This window comes from Isoptericola dokdonensis DS-3, assembly GCF_001636295.1.
Classification (GTDB): Bacteria; Actinomycetota; Actinomycetes; order Actinomycetales; family Cellulomonadaceae; genus Isoptericola; species Isoptericola dokdonensis.
In genome coordinates this window covers 1,183,938-1,198,314 of sequence record NZ_CP014209.1, presented here as the reverse complement: position 1 = coordinate 1,198,314, position 14,377 = coordinate 1,183,938, and the positions used below count along the sequence as shown (strand labels likewise).

Annotated in this window: 14 protein-coding genes and 2 tRNA genes; 10 read left to right on the top strand and 6 right to left on the bottom strand. The window is 73.5% G+C overall.

Translation table 11 applies throughout. The features are described 5' to 3' along the window. Nucleotides 1-100: 100 nt before the first annotated feature. A tRNA-Gly gene (locus I598_RS05700) sits at nucleotides 101-174 on the bottom strand. A 172-nt stretch (nucleotides 175-346) separates the two neighbouring features. Here I598_RS05700 and I598_RS05695 point away from each other — a divergent pair. Then, nucleotides 347-420: transfer RNA gene (locus I598_RS05695), tRNA-Pro, on the top strand. Nucleotides 421-488: 68 nt separating this feature from the next. On the opposite strand, the gene I598_RS05690 is transcribed toward I598_RS05695, so the two are convergent. Continuing rightward, entirely contained in the window at nucleotides 489-1,616 is a 1,128-nt protein-coding gene (locus I598_RS05690; protein ID WP_198155759.1) for a lycopene cyclase family protein, read from the bottom strand. 41 nt (nucleotides 1,617-1,657) lie between these two features. On the opposite strand from I598_RS05690, the gene I598_RS17580 reads away from it, so the two are divergent. Next, a complete protein-coding gene (locus I598_RS17580) occupies nucleotides 1,658-2,101 on the top strand; it encodes a hypothetical protein (protein WP_157557161.1) in 444 nt (147 codons plus the stop codon). On the opposite strand, the gene I598_RS05685 is transcribed toward I598_RS17580, so the two are convergent. The 3 genes from I598_RS05685 to I598_RS05675 are packed head-to-tail and all read right to left on the bottom strand — an operon-like array spanning nucleotide 2,044 to nucleotide 5,734. Next, nucleotides 2,044-3,225 carry a cytochrome P450 gene (locus tag I598_RS05685; protein WP_232314273.1) on the bottom strand — a complete coding sequence of 394 codons (1,182 nt, stop codon included), beginning with the start codon at nucleotides 3,223-3,225 and terminating at the stop codon, nucleotides 2,044-2,046. The genes I598_RS17580 and I598_RS05685 overlap by 58 nt on opposite strands. A 47-nt stretch (nucleotides 3,226-3,272) precedes the next feature. Continuing rightward, nucleotides 3,273-4,952, bottom strand: a complete 1,680-nt coding sequence (locus I598_RS05680; RefSeq protein WP_083972920.1) for an FAD-dependent oxidoreductase — start codon at nucleotides 4,950-4,952, stop codon at nucleotides 3,273-3,275. Beyond that, a complete protein-coding gene (locus tag I598_RS05675) occupies nucleotides 4,949-5,734 on the bottom strand; it encodes a methyltransferase domain-containing protein (RefSeq protein WP_198155758.1) in 786 nt (261 codons plus the stop codon). Before I598_RS05675 ends, I598_RS05680 begins: the two co-directional genes overlap by 4 nt. A gap of 122 nt (nucleotides 5,735-5,856) precedes the next feature. On the opposite strand from I598_RS05675, the gene I598_RS05670 reads away from it, so the two are divergent. From I598_RS05670 to I598_RS05660, 3 genes are read left to right on the top strand one after another with little or no spacing between them, the layout of a single operon-like run. Next, nucleotides 5,857-6,417 carry a dihydrofolate reductase family protein gene (locus tag I598_RS05670; RefSeq protein WP_068202035.1) on the top strand — a complete coding sequence of 187 codons (561 nt, stop codon included), beginning with the start codon at nucleotides 5,857-5,859 and terminating at the stop codon, nucleotides 6,415-6,417. 42 nt (nucleotides 6,418-6,459) lie between these two features. Then, nucleotides 6,460-7,458: a cation diffusion facilitator family transporter gene (locus tag I598_RS05665; RefSeq protein WP_083972918.1), complete on the top strand. Its 999-nt coding sequence runs from the start codon at nucleotides 6,460-6,462 to the stop codon at nucleotides 7,456-7,458. A gap of 49 nt (nucleotides 7,459-7,507) precedes the next feature. Next, entirely contained in the window at nucleotides 7,508-8,059 is a 552-nt protein-coding gene (locus I598_RS05660; RefSeq protein WP_068202032.1) for a DUF4190 domain-containing protein, read from the top strand. Between the two features lie 12 nt (nucleotides 8,060-8,071). Here I598_RS05660 and I598_RS05655 read toward each other — a convergent pair whose 3' ends face one another. Continuing rightward, nucleotides 8,072-9,025: an NAD(P)/FAD-dependent oxidoreductase gene (locus tag I598_RS05655; RefSeq protein ID WP_068202030.1), complete on the bottom strand. Its 954-nt coding sequence runs from the start codon at nucleotides 9,023-9,025 to the stop codon at nucleotides 8,072-8,074. Between the two features lie 65 nt (nucleotides 9,026-9,090). Between I598_RS05655 and I598_RS05650 the strand changes: the two genes are divergently transcribed. From I598_RS05650 to clpX, 5 genes are all read left to right on the top strand, one after another. Further along, complete coding sequence (locus I598_RS05650) at nucleotides 9,091-9,729, top strand: helix-turn-helix domain-containing protein (RefSeq protein WP_068202028.1); 639 nt, start codon at nucleotides 9,091-9,093, stop codon at nucleotides 9,727-9,729. Nucleotides 9,730-9,937: 208 nt separating this feature from the next. Next, complete coding sequence (gene tig, locus I598_RS05645) at nucleotides 9,938-11,335, top strand: trigger factor (protein ID WP_068202026.1); 1,398 nt, start codon at nucleotides 9,938-9,940, stop codon at nucleotides 11,333-11,335. Between the two features lie 181 nt (nucleotides 11,336-11,516). Further along, a complete protein-coding gene (locus I598_RS05640; RefSeq protein ID WP_068204995.1) occupies nucleotides 11,517-12,146 on the top strand; it encodes an ATP-dependent Clp protease proteolytic subunit in 630 nt (209 codons plus the stop codon). 40 nt (nucleotides 12,147-12,186) lie between these two features. Beyond that, nucleotides 12,187-12,912 carry an ATP-dependent Clp protease proteolytic subunit gene (locus I598_RS05635; protein ID WP_068202023.1) on the top strand — a complete coding sequence of 242 codons (726 nt, stop codon included), beginning with the start codon at nucleotides 12,187-12,189 and terminating at the stop codon, nucleotides 12,910-12,912. A 143-nt stretch (nucleotides 12,913-13,055) separates the two neighbouring features. Beyond that, nucleotides 13,056-14,321 (top strand): ATP-dependent Clp protease ATP-binding subunit ClpX, encoded by a 1,266-nt coding sequence (gene clpX, locus I598_RS05630; protein WP_068204993.1) that lies wholly within the window; start codon nucleotides 13,056-13,058, stop codon nucleotides 14,319-14,321. Nucleotides 14,322-14,377: the final 56 nt, after the last annotated feature.

Genomic DNA, 14,377 nt, shown 5'->3' with positions numbered 1-14,377 from the left:
CCTGCCGACGACACGCGACGCTGCGCGCATGCTAGCAACCGGCCGGGGAGCGAGAGACGACGCAGGGCGACCCGGAGCCCGGGCCGCCCTGCGTGTGCCGTGGAGCGGGCGACGGGAATCGAACCCGCGTAGCCAGTTTGGAAGACTGGGGCTCTACCATTGAGCTACGCCCGCGACGATGCCCGACGACGTGCGTCGGGATGCGGCGTCAGCCTAGCAAAGACGCGACACCCGTCCGTGCACGTGGACGACGCGTGCACGTCGACGCGGGGAAGTCGCGCGGTGTCGGGGCGACGGCCCACTACACTGACGCCGGACCCGCCGTCCCGAGGGCGGACGGGTACCACGGGGTGTGGCGCAGCTTGGTAGCGCATCTGCTTTGGGAGCAGAGGGTCGCAGGTTCAAATCCTGTCACCCCGACAGATCTTCTCGAGGGCCGTCCGCCGTCCGGGTCGACGGCATGGCCCTGCGTAGTGCGGCGCGTCGGGTCAGGCGCGTCGCCGGGGGACGCCCGCCGAGGCGCGGACGAGCTCGGCCTGGGCGGCCACGGGCATCGCCGCGAACATCCCCCACATGGCACGCGCCACCTCGCCTGCACCGGACCTGCGGGAGAGGAGGTCGCGCCGACGGGAGGCGGGCAGGCGGCCGAAGCCCTCGAACAGCTCCAGCGTGCCCGGCGTGCTCAGCCGCAGCAGCGCGCGCAGGCCGATCTCCCGGAGGCGTTCGGCGGCGTCCATCGGGTCGGCGTCGGCCGGCGCGTCACCCTGGGCGAGGGCCTGCGCGAGCGGGTCGGCCCGGCGCAGCGAGTGCGCGACGGAGTAGCCGGTGATCCGGTGCCCGCCGCGTCCTGCGGTCCCGACAGCCAGGACGCCCGGGGGCGGGGGAGCATCCCGCCCCCGCATGGGGATACGCACGACCTCCCGCTCGAGCGGGTCGTCCACGACGGCCGGGTCGACCCCCCGGGCCAGCAGGCGGCGTCGGAGCCGCGTCCGCAGCTCCGCGACCGGCAGCTCCGGTGCGGCGGCCAGGCAGGTCTCCTCGAGCAGCATCCGGCCCTCGCCCACGGGGACGGCGTAGAGGAAGGACGGGGTGGCCGTCGGGTGCTCGTGCTCCGACCAGTCGGTGCGCCAGTCCATGAGCAGCGACTCGGCCCCCTGGAGGGCCGGTGCGGCGGCCTCGGCCGGCACGACGACGCCGTACGCGGTCTGCATCGGCGCCGGGTCGTCGGCGCGCAGCCCGCCCGGGCGCGGGCCACGGGCGTCCACCACCACGCGGGCCTCGTCGCGCAGGGCGGCGACCTGGGCGTCGTCGAGGCGTCCGGTGCGGACCTCGACGCCGTCCAGGGGCAGGGCCGCCTGCAGGGCCGCGTTGTCGAGGACCAGGTAGGCGCGCTCCAGCGGGTGCACACCGCGCGACCGCAGCTCGGGGTTCGCCGCGCGCGCACGGACGACGGAGGCGGGCAGGTCGCCGAGCTCGTCGGCCCAGATACCGTAGGTGGGCGTCCACACCGCGCCGGGCCGCGGGTCGACCGCGAGCACCGACAGGCCGTGGGCCGCGCACCGCGAGGCGAGGGCACGCCCCGCGGGGCCCAGCCCGACCACTGCCACGTCCGTCACGTCCACCTCCGGGCCACACCCTATGTCGGAAGGAGAGCGACATGAGCGCAGCACCCAGGTCGCGCCTGCCCGCCCTGCCGCACCCCCACCTGATCTGGCTGCGCAGCGCGGCCACCGTCGTCCTGGCCTGCGTCGTCGGGCAGGCGGGCTGGGCGGCGGCGTTCCTCGGCGGGCAGCCGCAGTACCTCCCGAACCACCAGGCGGGCGCGTGGGTCACGCTGGCCGTCGCCGTCCTGAGCGCCGTCCTCTACGTCGTGCTCCGCCGTTCCGCGGGTCCGGTCAACGTGGCCCTCGCCGTGGCGGTGGCAGTACTGGTGGCGGTGCAGCTCGCGCTGGGCGAGCTCGGCGGGGACCTGCGGTCCGTGCACATCTTCACCGGGGTGCTGCTGGCGATGCTCGTCACGGCCCTGACGTCGTGGACCTTCCGTCACCGGCTCCCGGCCGAGACGGCCGGCAGCTCCAGCTCGAGCCCGCGCAGCGTGTAGCCCTCGATGAGGTCGTCCCAGCCGATCTCGGGCTCGCGCACGACCCGCGGGGAACGCGCCAGGAGCCGGGTCAGCAGCCGGTCGGACTCCAGGATCGCCAGCGGCTGCCCCGGGCACCGGTGGGCGCCGTCGCCGAAGCTCAGCCCGGCGGCGTTGACGCCCCGCGGCAGGGTGCGGCCCGGGCAGAGGTCCAGGCCGTCCTCGTCGAGGGCCTGCGGGTCGGCGTTGGCGGACCGGACGCACACGTCGACGAGGTCACCGGCCTCGATCGTCCACGAGTCGTCGCCGTCGGTGACGTCGATCGGTTCCTGCGCGCGACGGTAGAGGTGCCCGACGACCGGTTCGAGCCGGATGATCTCGTGCAGGATCGCGAAGCGTTCCTGCTCCCCGGCGACGATGTACCGCTCACGCAGGGCGTCCTCGCGCAGCAGGTGCCACGCGGCCATCGTGACGAACTCGCGCGTGGTGACCATGCCGGCCGTGCCGTAGGTGACGCACTCGACGAGGATGTCGACGTCCGTGTAGCCCTCGTCGATCAGGTGGCTGATGACGTCGTCGCGGCGCTCCCGTCGGCGCTCCCGGACCGCCGGGCGCACGTCCGCCAGGTAGAAGCGCCCGACCGGCAGGAGCCCGTTCCACGCCGCGCGCATCCACTGGCGTCGGGTGCGGCCCAGGTCGCGGCGCGTGATGTCGAAGGGCGGCTGGCGGAAGAAGCTGACCAGCCGGCGTGACATGCGCGGCACCGACGACTCCGTCAGGCCGACGACCTCGGCCGTCACCTCGACCGTGTAGTGCAGCGCGAGCTCGTCGAGCACGACGCGGCCACCCGGCCCGGTCTGCCCGAGCAGGCGGTCGGCGCACTCCTCCATCTGCGCGGTGTAGCGGTCGGCCACCACCACGGGGGCGAAGAAGCGGGCGACCTTGCTGCGCTGCTCGTCGTGGAGCGGTCCGTCGGAGACGAGGATCGGGTGGTGCTTCAGCTGGCCCTGGGGGATGGCCTCGGCGGTGAACCCGGCCTGGGTCGTGGCGTGCCGCGCGCGCAGCACCTGCCGCCCGGTCTCGAGCGACCGGATGCGCCACACGGTGCTCACCCCGCGGCTGCCGTCGGCGCCCTGCCGCTCCACGCGGGGGGTGCTCGGTTCGCCCGGGCGTACCGCGCGCCGTCGGCCCGTCATCGCCGGCCGAGGGGGACGCGAGCGCGCGCGGACCGCGCGGTCCGGGCGACGGCGGCGCGCGCCACCGACAGGTCCGGCCGGCGCTTGAGCACGCCCTGCAGCGGGACGGTCCAGACGTCCTCGCCGCGCACCCCCCACCCCTGGAGCAGGTGGTTGGCCGCGAGCACACCCGTCACCGCGGCGCGCTCCATGAGGGCGATCGGCCAGTCGACCCGCAGGCCGTCCCCGGCCAGCGCCAGGCCCGGGTACGGGGTGTCGACGGTCAGCCGGTCGCGCCACGGGCCCGTGCCCACCAGGCCGCAGTCGTCCTCGACGAGCAGCTCCTCGTGGACCACCCGGCGTCCGCGGGTCTCGGGGTAGACCTCGTGGAGGGCGTCGAGGAGCCGGGAGCGCAGCCGCTGCGCGTCCAGCCCGCGCGGCCCGTCCCCGGCGAGGTCGGGGTCCCGCTCCGGGTCGACGGCGTAGCCGTGCAGCTCCACGACCGAGCCGCCGTGCTCGCGAGCCCAGTCGGCCGCCCCCTGCTCGAAGCGCTCGAGGACGGTGACGTTGTCGAGCAGGTCGTAGCCGCTGGTACCCAGGAAGGCCTCTCGTTCCGGTGCGACCGGACCGTCCAGCCACAGCCGCAGCACGGCGAACGGCGGCGCGTTGCGCCCCGCGGCGACCCGCCGGTGCCAGTCCTCGCGCTCGGGTCCGGCCGTGCCGGGGCGCTCGTCCGCGAGAGGCGCCAGCAGCTCGCGCGCGACGCGCGGGTCGGTGGCGACCACGACGGCGTCCGCGGTGAGCTCCCCGGACGCGGTCCGCACCCGCCACGACCCGTCCTCGTCCTGCGCGAGCGACTCCGCCCGCGTGCCGGTGCGCACGTCCACCCCGAGGTCGCCGAGGTACCGGCCCAGGGGGGCCCACAGGGCGGTGTCGTAGTCGTCGTCGGGGACGTCGAAGAGCAGACCCTCCGACGACCCCGCGAAGTAGGTGTGGAACATGCCGACCAGCTCGCCGGCACCGAAGTCGGTCGGGTGCGCGAAGAACGACCGGGCGAAGACCTCCAGGGCGAGGTGCCGAGCGCCCTCGGGAAAGCGCAGCCGGTCGAGGAAGTCCTGCGCGGACTCGCCGTCGTAGCGCTCGTGGCTCTCGGGGTAGGAGACCGAGACCAGCTCGAGAGCGCTGGGCAGGTGCACCTGGGGCAGGGCGGAGACCGGGAAGGTCGGGCTGCGCACGACGAACGCCACGAGGTTGACCGGCGGGGTCAGCGGCAGCGCCGCGAAGCTGTCGGTGAGCCCGTCGCCGCGGCGCAAGGGGTAGTCGGGCACCGGGACCAGGTGGGCGAGCTCCGGGTCGGCGCGACGCAGCAGCGCGCGCAGCGTGTAGTACTGCCGGAAGAAGGCGTGGAAGCCGCGACTCATCGTCCTGCCGGTGCGGGCGCCGTCGTCGGCCGCGTCGTCCGCGTCCTCGGCGGGGGCCTCGACCGGCCAGGCGCGGACCCGGCCGCCGAGCTGGTCGCACGCCTCCAGCAGCGTCACGCGCACCCCGCGCTCCGCGAGGATCGTCGCCGCGGCGAGGCCGGCGATGCCGCCCCCGACGACGACGACGTGCTCGCCGTCGCGGACGCGCTCGGCACCGGGTGCGGCCGGGTGGAGGACGGCGCCGCGGTCACGGCCCGGCGGGACGGGCCGGCTCATGCCGCGTCGGCGTCGGGTCGCCGCGCCAGGACGGTGTGCAGGATCCCGCGCTGCCAGCCGGTGCCGGTGTGCCAGGTGATGTCGGTGAAGCCCGCCCGCTCGAGGCGGGCCTGGAGCTGGGTGGTGCTGTCGTTGTCGACGACGCTGCGCCACAGGTAGCGGTAGATCGCCGGGTTGCCCCGCACGACGGCCGACAACGGCATGACGACACCCCAGCAGACGGCGGACCACACGGCCGTGGCCACCCGGCGGTCCTTGACGTGGTAGTCCTGCAGGGCGATCCACCCGCCGGGCCGCACCTGGTCGCGGATCGCGGCCACGACCTCGTCGCGCTGCCCCTCGGGGACGTTGCGCAGCAGGTACGCGGCGAACACGCCGTCCGCGTCGCGATGCCCGTGCTCGCGCGCCACCTCGGGCAGGTCCTGGGCGAAGGCCTGCACGAACGCCACGCCGTCGGGCCAGGACTTGACCTCGGCGCGGCCGAGCATCCCGGCGGACGCGTCCACCCCGACGATGCGGGCGTCCTCGCCCGCTGCGTCGACGAGGGCCCGCGTGGACAGCCCCGAGCCGCAGCCGAGGTCCCACAGGACGAGCGGCCCGTCGCCACCGCGCCGCCGCAGCCGCGAGACCAGCTCGCCCGCCGCGGTGCTCAGGGCGCGGAGGTAGCCGGGGTTGAGCCGGGTCAGCAGGTCGTAACGGTCGGCGGCGCGGTCGAACTCGTCGGCGAGACGCGCTCCGCGCACCTCGACGGGACCGGCGGCAGCGGGGCGTTCACGGGGCACGGGCTCACCCTACTGGTCGGTGCGGCGACTCCACCTGCCCGGACGCCGATGAGAACCGGCGTCGACGACGGTCTCCTCCACGGTCCGGTGAGAACGCCCGCACGTCGAGGGAGACCTGGAAGATGAGACCGCTTCGCTACTCGATCAACGTCACGCTCGACGGCTGCTGCCACCACGAGGCCGGGCTCCCGCCCGACGAGGAGTCGATGCGGTACTGGACGCAGGAGATGGAGGAGGCCGGCGCCGTCCTGTTCGGCCGGGTGACCTACGAGATGATGGAGGCGGCGTGGCGGCGGCCGGCCACGGGCACGTGGCCCGACTGGATGGGCGAGTGGGAGACCCCCTTCGCCGAGGCCCTCGACCCGAAGAAGAAGTACGTCGTGTCGAGCACGCTGGACGACGTCGACTGGAACGCCGAGCTGGTGCGCGGTGACCTGGGGGAGGCCGTCCGGCGGCTCAAGGAGGAGCCGGGGGAGTACCTCTCCGTGGGTGGCGTCACCCTTCCCCTGGCGCTCGCGGACCTGGGGCTGATCGACGAGTACGTGTTCCTCGTGCAGCCGGTCCTCGCCGGGCACGGCCCCACGTTGCTCGCAGGTCTGCACGAGCGCGTCCGGCTCGAGCTGGTGGATCGCCACGAGCTCCGGTCGGGCGTGGTCGCCCAGCGCTACCGGCCCGTGCGGTAGCCCGCCCGTGCGCGACGCCGTCGTCGCTGGTAGACCGGCTCCATGCCGGAATCGTCGCAGGCCGTCGAGGGGCCGAAGAGCGCCCGTGTCGTCGAGAGCGAGCAGGGCGGGGAGAGCACGCTGACCGTCGTGGTCGCGTTCGTCGCCAACCTGCTCATCGCCGTGGCGAAGACGGCAGCGGCTGTCGTCACCGGGTCGGCGTCGATGCTCGCCGAGGCGGTGCACTCGTGGGCCGACGCCGGCAACGAGGTGTTCCTGCTGATCGCCGGCAGGCGCGCCCGCCGCCCGGCGGACCGGGACCACCCTCTCGGCCACGGGCGCGAGGCCTACGTCTGGTCGATGTTCGCGGCGATCGGGCTGTTCGCCGTCGGCGCGGGCGTGTCCGTGGTGCACGGCATCCAGGAGCTGGTGCACCCGGAGCCGGCGGAGAACCTCGGGATCGCGTACGCGGTGCTGGGCGTCGCGTTCGTGCTGGAGGGCGTCTCGTTCCTGCAGGCGGTGCGGCAGGCGCGCGCCGGGGCGCGGGAGTCCCGCCAGGACGTCCTCGACCACGTCGTCGGCACCTCCGACCCGACGCTGCGCGCCGTCGTGGCCGAGGACGCCGCGGCCCTGATCGGGCTCGTCGTGGCCTTCGCGGGCGTGCTCGCCCACCAGCTCACCGGGTCGGCCGTGCCCGACGCCGTGGGGTCGATCGTCATCGGCCTCCTGCTCGGCGTCGTCGCCGTCGTCCTCATCGACCGCAACCGCCGGTTCCTCGTCGGTGAGGTGACGCGGCCCGAGGTCCGGGACGCCGCGCTGACGAGCCTGCTCGCCCTGCCCGACGTCGACCGTGTCACCTACCTGCGCCTGGAGTTCGTCGGGCCGCGGTCGGTGTACCTCGTGGCCGCCGTCGACCTCACGGGCGACGACGTCGAGTCGTCCGTGGGGCGGCGCCTCGACGCGATCGAGCGGCAGGTCGTCGCGCACCCCGCGGTCGCCGGGGTGGTGCTCACCGTCGCGGCACCGGATGAACCTGGGCTGCAGCCCTCCTCGGTGTCGTGACCTGCCGATAGGCTCGCGGGGAACCGCCTCGACCCGGACCGGAGCACCCGTGAGCGACCCGAACGACCCGTACGCCCCGCCGTCGGCGGGCCACCCGCAGGACCAGGGGACGCAGCCCCTCCCGGCGCCGTACTCGACCGGCACCCCGGCCGAGGGCCCGCGGTCGTCCACGGACACCCCGGTGAGCCCGCCCGCTCCGGCGCCGTACGCGCCGCCCACGGCCCCGAACGCCCCGCCCTACCCGCAGGCCGCTGCTCTGCCTGGCGCCCCGGTGCCGATACCGGGGCAGTACCCGCAGGAGCCGTACGCCCAGCAGCCGTACGCCCAGCCGTCCCCGTACGGGGCGTACCCGGTCCGGCGGACCAACGGCCTGGCGATCACCTCGCTGATCCTGGGCATCCTGTGGCTGTACTGGGCGGGCAGCATCCTCGCGCTGATCTTCGGGTACGTGGCCCTGGCCCAGATCCGCCGTGCCCCCGCCGAGGCCCCGCAGGACGGTCGCGGGATCGCGATCGCCGGCATCGTGCTCGGCTGGGTGGGGGCCGGGACCCTCCTGCTCTTCGTCCTCGGCCTCGCGGCGCTCTCCACAGGCGGCTACTGAGGCTCGCGCCGGTCACCGCGCGGCCGGGACGGCGGAGTCCTCCTCGATGAGGTCCATGGTGAGCTGGGCGGCGGCCCAGGCGCCCTCGGCCGCGGCGTTGCCCACCTGTGCGGCGAGGTTCGCCACGTTGCCCGCCACCCAGACGCCCGGCACGGACGTTCGCCCCGTGGGGTCCGCGACGACGTGCTCGCCCATGCCGGACGGGTGGGGTGCGACCTGGAGGCCCAGCCCGGCGAGCCCGTCGGTGCGCACGCGCACCGTGGTGCCGACGACGACGGCGTCGAGGTCGACCCGCGACCCGTCGGCCAGCACGACGCCGGTCAGGCGGTCGTCGACGACGTCGAGCCGCGCCACCTCGCCGCCGCGGACCTCGACGCCCCGGTGGGCGAGCCGGGCGGCGTCCTCGGCGGCGACGGCCCCGGCGGTGTGCGTGAGCAGGGTGACGTGCGGGCTCCACTGCCGGAACAGCAGCGCCTGGCGGACCGCGTGCGGGCCGGTCGCGAGCACGCCGAGGCGCTGGTCGCGCACCTCGTAGCCGTGGCAGAACGGGCAGTGCAGGACGTCGCGGCCCCAGCGCTCCGCGAGTCCGGGGACGGCCGGGAGCTCGTCCACGAGACCGGTGGCCATCAGCACGCGCCGGGCCCGGGTCTCGCGGCCGTCGGCGAGCGTCACGCGGAACGGGTGGGTCGGGTCGTCGTCGCGGACGGCGTCGGCCACGCGCCCGGCGACGAGGTGCCCACCGACGGCGCGCACCTCCGCGCGGCCGGTGGCGAGCAGGTCGGCCGGGGCGGTGCCCTCGCGGCCGAGGAGGCCGTGCACCGCGCCGGCGGGGGCGTTGCGCGGCTCGCCGGCGTCGACGACGAGGGTGCGCCAGCGTGCGCGGGCCAGGGTGAGGGCTCCGGACAGGCCGGCGGCACCGCCGCCGACCACGACGACGTCGTGGCGGGGTTCGAGGTTCTCGGTCATGGTCCGAGCCTGCCTTCGCGAACGGTCATCGGCAACGTCCGTTGCCGTTCTGGCAAGATGGGCTCATGGCGGACGACACCAGGCCCACGGGCGACGCGCCCGACGCCGCGGCGGACGACGGGCGCGACGAGCTCGCTGCCGCGCTCGGCACGGTCGGGGCACGGCTGCGCACCCTGCGCACCGGCGCCGGTCTGACGCTCGCGCAGGTCTCGCAGCGCACGGGCATCTCGGTCAGCACCCTGTCGCGGCTGGAGTCGGGGTCGCGACGCCCCACCCTGGAGCTGCTGCTCCCGCTCGCCCGCGCGCACGGCGTCACGCTCGACGACCTGGTCGACGCCCCCACGACCGGCGACCCGCGCGTCCACCTGCGCCCGGTCGCCGGGGACGGCATGACCAGCATCGCGCTGACGCCCGGAGCCACCGAGATCGGTGCGTACAAGCTCGTGCTGGAGCCGGGCTCGCGCCCGGCGCCCGACCCGCGCACGCACGAGGGCTACGAGTGGCTGTACGTGCTGTCCGGACGTCTGCGTCTCGTGCTCGGTCATCACGACGTCGTGATGGGCCCGGGGGAGGCGGCCGAGTTCGACACCCGCGTGCCGCACTGGTTCGGTCCCGCCGACGACGGCGCGGTGGAGCTGCTCAGCCTGTTCGGCAGGCAGGGGCAACGGGCGCACACCCGGGTCCGGCCCCGCCGCCGCGACTGACCCGGCGGCGGACCGCCCGGACGGCGTGGGCAGTGGCACATCCCACCGCCGGCGCCCTGTCGGCCGCACGGGCCGGTGCCGTATGATCGACGGGTTGCCCGTACGCCTGTCGTACCGGCGGCCTGCCCAGCATCACGCGCCGCAACCATCTCCCCGGTCCGCCGGGACGACGCGCGCGCACGCACCCGACACGTTGGAGTACATCGAAGTGAAGAGCGCCGTCGAGACCCTGGATCCCACCAAGGTCAAGCTGACCGTCGAGGTGGAGTACGACGAGCTCAAGCCGAGCATCGACCACGCCTACCAGCACATCGCGGAGCAGGTGAACATCCCCGGCTTCCGCAAGGGCAAGGTCCCGCCGCGCATCATCGACCAGCGCGTCGGCTGGGGCGCCGTCGTCGAGCACGCCGTCAACGACGGCCTGTCCGGCTTCTACCGCGACGCCGTCACCGCCGAGTCGCTGCGTCCGCTGGGCCAGCCCGAGGTCGAGGTCACCGAGATCCCCGCCAAGGCGGGCGAGGGCCAGCTGACCTTCACCGCCGAGGTCGAGATCCGCCCGGAGATCGAGCTGCCCGAGCTGTCCGGCCTGGAGCTCACCGTGGAGTCCACGGAGGTCTCCGACGCCGACGTGACCGAGCGTCTCGACGCCCTGCGCGAGCGCTTCGGCACCCTCGTGGGCGTCGACCGCCCGGCCGTCGAGGGCGACTACGTCGTCATCGACCTCAAGGCCGTCATCGGCGAGGAGGAGATCGACTCGGTCTCCGGCGTCTCCTACCAGATCGGCTCGGGCAACATGCTCGACGGTCTGGACGAGGCGCTCACCGGCCTCTCGGCCGGCGAGACCACCACCTTCGCGACCGAGCTCGCCGGTGGCGAGCACCAGGGCGAGGAGTCGTCGGTCACCGTCACCGCGACCTCCGTCAAGGAGCGCGAGCTGCCCGAGGCGGACGACGACTTCGCGCAGATGGCGTCGGAGTTCGACACGCTCGCCGAGCTCGAGGCCGACCTGCGCGAGCAGGTCGCGTCCGCCAAGACCTCCGACCAGGCCGTCGCCGCCCGCGACGCCCTGCTGGAGAAGCTGCTCGAGGCCGTCGAGATCCCCGTCCCGGCCGGCGTCGTCGAGGCCGAGGTGCACCGTCACCTCGAGTCCGAGGGTCGCCTGGAGGACGACGAGCACCGTGCCGAGGTCACCGTGGACGCCACCAAGGCGATCACGAACCAGATCCTGCTCGACACCCTCGCCGAGAAGCTCGAGGTCAAGGTCGGCCAGGGCGAGCTCATCGAGTACCTGGTCCAGGCGTCGCGCCAGTACGGCATGGAGCCGCAGGAGTTCATCTCCTCGCTCGACCAGTCCGGTCAGATCCCCGCCATGGTCGGCGAGGTCGCCCGCTCGAAGTCGCTCGCCGTCGCGCTGCGCGACGTCGTCGTCAAGGACGGCGAGGGCAACGTCGTCGACCTGTCGGAGTTCATCGGTTCCGAGGAGGACGACGCCGCGGAGGCTGCCGCCGTCGCCGACGAGGAGTCCGCCGACTCGGTCGACTCCGCGGAGTCCGCCGACTCCTCGCCCGAGTCCGCCGACTCGGCCGACGAGGCCACCAAGGCCTGACGCCCCGCGTCGCCGCGATGGCCCGCGTCCTCCGCACGGAGGGCGCGGGCCGTCGTCGTCCCCGGGAGCGGCCCGCCGCCCCCTGTGCGCCAGCAGCGAAACCGGCGCGTTCCGGGACTCTTCGGGGCAGGGGCGCACGTTAGGGTCGAGCGACAGCGAACCGAAGGAGACGGACGTGAACATGCTGCGGACGGACGTGGCCGCACCTGTGGCTCGGGGCGAGGCCCAGGGCCTCGGCCTCAACGACTCGATCTACAACCGACTCCTCAAGGAGCGCATCATCTGGCTGGGGTCGGAGGTGCGCGACGACAACGCGAACGCGATCTGCGCGCAGATGATGCTCCTCGCGGCCGAGGACCCGAACAAGGACATCTACCTCTACATCAACTCCCCGGGCGGCTCGATCACGGCCGGCATGGCGATCTACGACACCATGCAGTACATCCAGCCGGACGTCGCCACCGTCGCGATGGGCATGGCCGCCTCGATGGGCCAGTTCCTGCTCTCCTCGGGCGCGAAGGGCAAGCGCTACGCCACCCCGCACGCCCGCGTGATGATGCACCAGCCGTCGGGCGGCATCGGCGGCACGGCCACCGACGTCCGCATCAACGCGCAGCTCATCATGCACATGAAGCAGGTGCTGTCCGAGCTGACGGCCGAGCAGACCGGCCAGCCGCTGGAGAAGATCCTCAAGGACAACGACCGCGACTCCTGGTTCACCGCTCCCGAGGCGCTGGAGTACGGCTTCGTCGACCACGTCGTGACCAACGCCTCGGCGGTCGCGGGCGGTGGCGGCACGAACGCCGACTGACGCCCCGACGCCACCCTTCAGACTTCATCCGAGGAGAACCATGAGCTACTCACCCGAGTACCAGTTCGCCATGACGGCGCAGCGGCTGGCCGGTGCCGCTGGTCGTCCCGGCGGTGTCGCGCTGCCGTTCGGTTCGAGCGCCGCCGCGCCGACGTCGCGGTACGTCCTGCCGCAGTTCGAGGAGCGCACGCCGTACGGCTTCAAGCGCCAGGACCCGTACACCAAGCTGTTCGAGGACCGCATCATCTTCATGGGCGTCCAGGTCGACGACGCGTCGGCCGACGACATCATGGCGCAGCTGCTGGTCCTGGAGTCCCAGGACCCGGACCGCGACATCATGATCTACATCAACTCCCCGGGCGGCTCGTTCACCGCGATGACCGCCCTGTACGACACGATGCAGTTCATCAAGCCGCAGGTGCAGACGGTCTGCCTGGGCCAGGCCGCGTCCGCGGCGGCGGTCCTGCTGGCCGCCGGGCAGCCCGGCAAGCGTCTGGCGCTGCCGAACGCCCGCGTGCTCATCCACCAGCCGGCGATGGAGGGTGGCGGCTACGCGCAGGCGTCCGACATCGAGATCCACGCCAACGAGCTCATCCGCATGCGCGAGTGGCTCGAGCACACGCTGGCCCAGCACACCGGCCGGGACGAGGAGCAGGTGCGCGAGGACATCGAGCGCGACAAGATCCTCACGGCCGCGCAGGCGAAGGACTACGGCCTGGTCGACCAGGTGCTGGAGTCCCGCAAGCCCGCCCACCTGGCCCGCTGACCAGGCGGTGGAGCACCACGCGACCCGGGTCGCCGCGCACGTCGCGGCACCCGGGTCGCGCCACACCGGGGGAACTCTGCTGACAACGGGCCCGCGGTGGTGTGGAATGGACGCGGAAGCGCTCGAGACAAGGGAGGCCCATGGTGGCTCGAATCGGTGACGGTGCAGACCTGCTCAAGTGCTCGTTCTGCGGGAAGTCCCAGAAGCAGGTCAAGAAGCTCATCGCCGGTCCCGCCGTGTACATCTGCGACGAGTGCATCGAGCTCTGCAACGAGATCATCGAGGAGGAGCTCGGCGAGGCCACGGAGCTGGGGCTGACCGAGCTGCCCAAGCCTCGGGAGATCTTCTCGTTCCTCGAGCAGTACGTCATCGGCCAGGACGGCGCCAAGCGCGCGCTCGCCGTCGCCGTCTACAACCACTACAAGCGGGTCCAGGCGGCACCGCCCGCCGCGAAGGACGACGACGGCGTCGAGATCGCGAAGTCGAACATCCTGCTCGTCGGGCCCACGGGCACCGGCAAGACCTACCTGGCGCAGACGCTCGCGAAGATGCTCAACGTCCCGTTCGCCATCGCGGACGCCACGGCCCTCACCGAGGCGGGCTACGTGGGCGAGGACGTCGAGAACATCCTGCTCAAGCTCATCCAGGCCGCCGACTACGACGTCAAGAAGGCCGAGACGGGCATCATCTACATCGACGAGGTCGACAAGGTCGCCCGCAAGGCGGAGAACCCGTCGATCACGCGCGACGTGTCGGGCGAGGGCGTGCAGCAGGCCCTGCTGAAGATCATCGAGGGCACCAGCGCGTCCGTGCCGCCGCAGGGCGGTCGCAAGCACCCGCACCAGGAGTTCATCCAGATCGACACGACGAACGTGCTGTTCATCGTGGCGGGGGCGTTCGCCGGCCTGGACGACATCATCGCCGCGCGCTCCCGCAAGCGGGGCATCGGGTTCTCCGCGCCGATGGAGTCCACGGTCGACGAGGACCTCTTCGCCGAGGTCCGGCCCGAGGACCTGCACAAGTACGGCCTCATCCCCGAGTTCATCGGGCGGCTGCCCGTCATCGCGGCGGTCTCCCCGCTCGACCGGGAGGCGCTCGTGCGCATCCTCACCGAGCCGCGCAACGCCCTCGTCAAGCAGTACCAGCGCATGTTCGAGATCGACGGTGTGGAGCTCGGGTTCGACGACGACGCGATCGACGCCATCGCCGAGCAGGCCTTGCTGCGCGGGACAGGAGCCCGCGGCCTGCGCGCGATCATGGAGGAGGTCCTCCAACAGGTCATGTTCGACGTGCCGAGCCGCGACGACGTCGAACGGGTCGTCGTGACCCGCGAGACCGTCGAGGAGAACGTCAACCCGACCATCGTGCCGCGCACCTCCGGCCCGGTGCGGAACCGCAAGTCGGCCTGACCGGTCTCGTCCGGGACCGGCCGTCCACGGGTCGTCGCCGCGCCGCGACAGGTCGG

Bases quoted from the DNA above. Each gene is read 5' to 3' on its own strand.
- I598_RS17580 (WP_157557161.1), top strand. From the start codon at position 1,658: ATGAGCGCAGCACCCAGGTCGCGCCTGCCCGCCCTGCCGCACCCCCAC.
- I598_RS05680 (WP_083972920.1), bottom strand. From the start codon at position 4,952: ATGAGCCGGCCCGTCCCGCCGGGCCGTGACCGCGGCGCCGTCCTCCAC.
- I598_RS05670 (WP_068202035.1), top strand. From the start codon at position 5,857: ATGAGACCGCTTCGCTACTCGATCAACGTCACGCTCGACGGCTGCTGC.
- I598_RS05665 (WP_083972918.1), top strand. From the start codon at position 6,460: ATGCCGGAATCGTCGCAGGCCGTCGAGGGGCCGAAGAGCGCCCGTGTC.
- I598_RS05655 (WP_068202030.1), bottom strand. From the start codon at position 9,025: ATGACCGAGAACCTCGAACCCCGCCACGACGTCGTCGTGGTCGGCGGC.
- I598_RS05650 (WP_068202028.1), top strand. From the start codon at position 9,091: ATGGCGGACGACACCAGGCCCACGGGCGACGCGCCCGACGCCGCGGCG.
- I598_RS05640 (WP_068204995.1), top strand. From the start codon at position 11,517: ATGCTGCGGACGGACGTGGCCGCACCTGTGGCTCGGGGCGAGGCCCAG.
- I598_RS05635 (WP_068202023.1), top strand. From the start codon at position 12,187: ATGAGCTACTCACCCGAGTACCAGTTCGCCATGACGGCGCAGCGGCTG.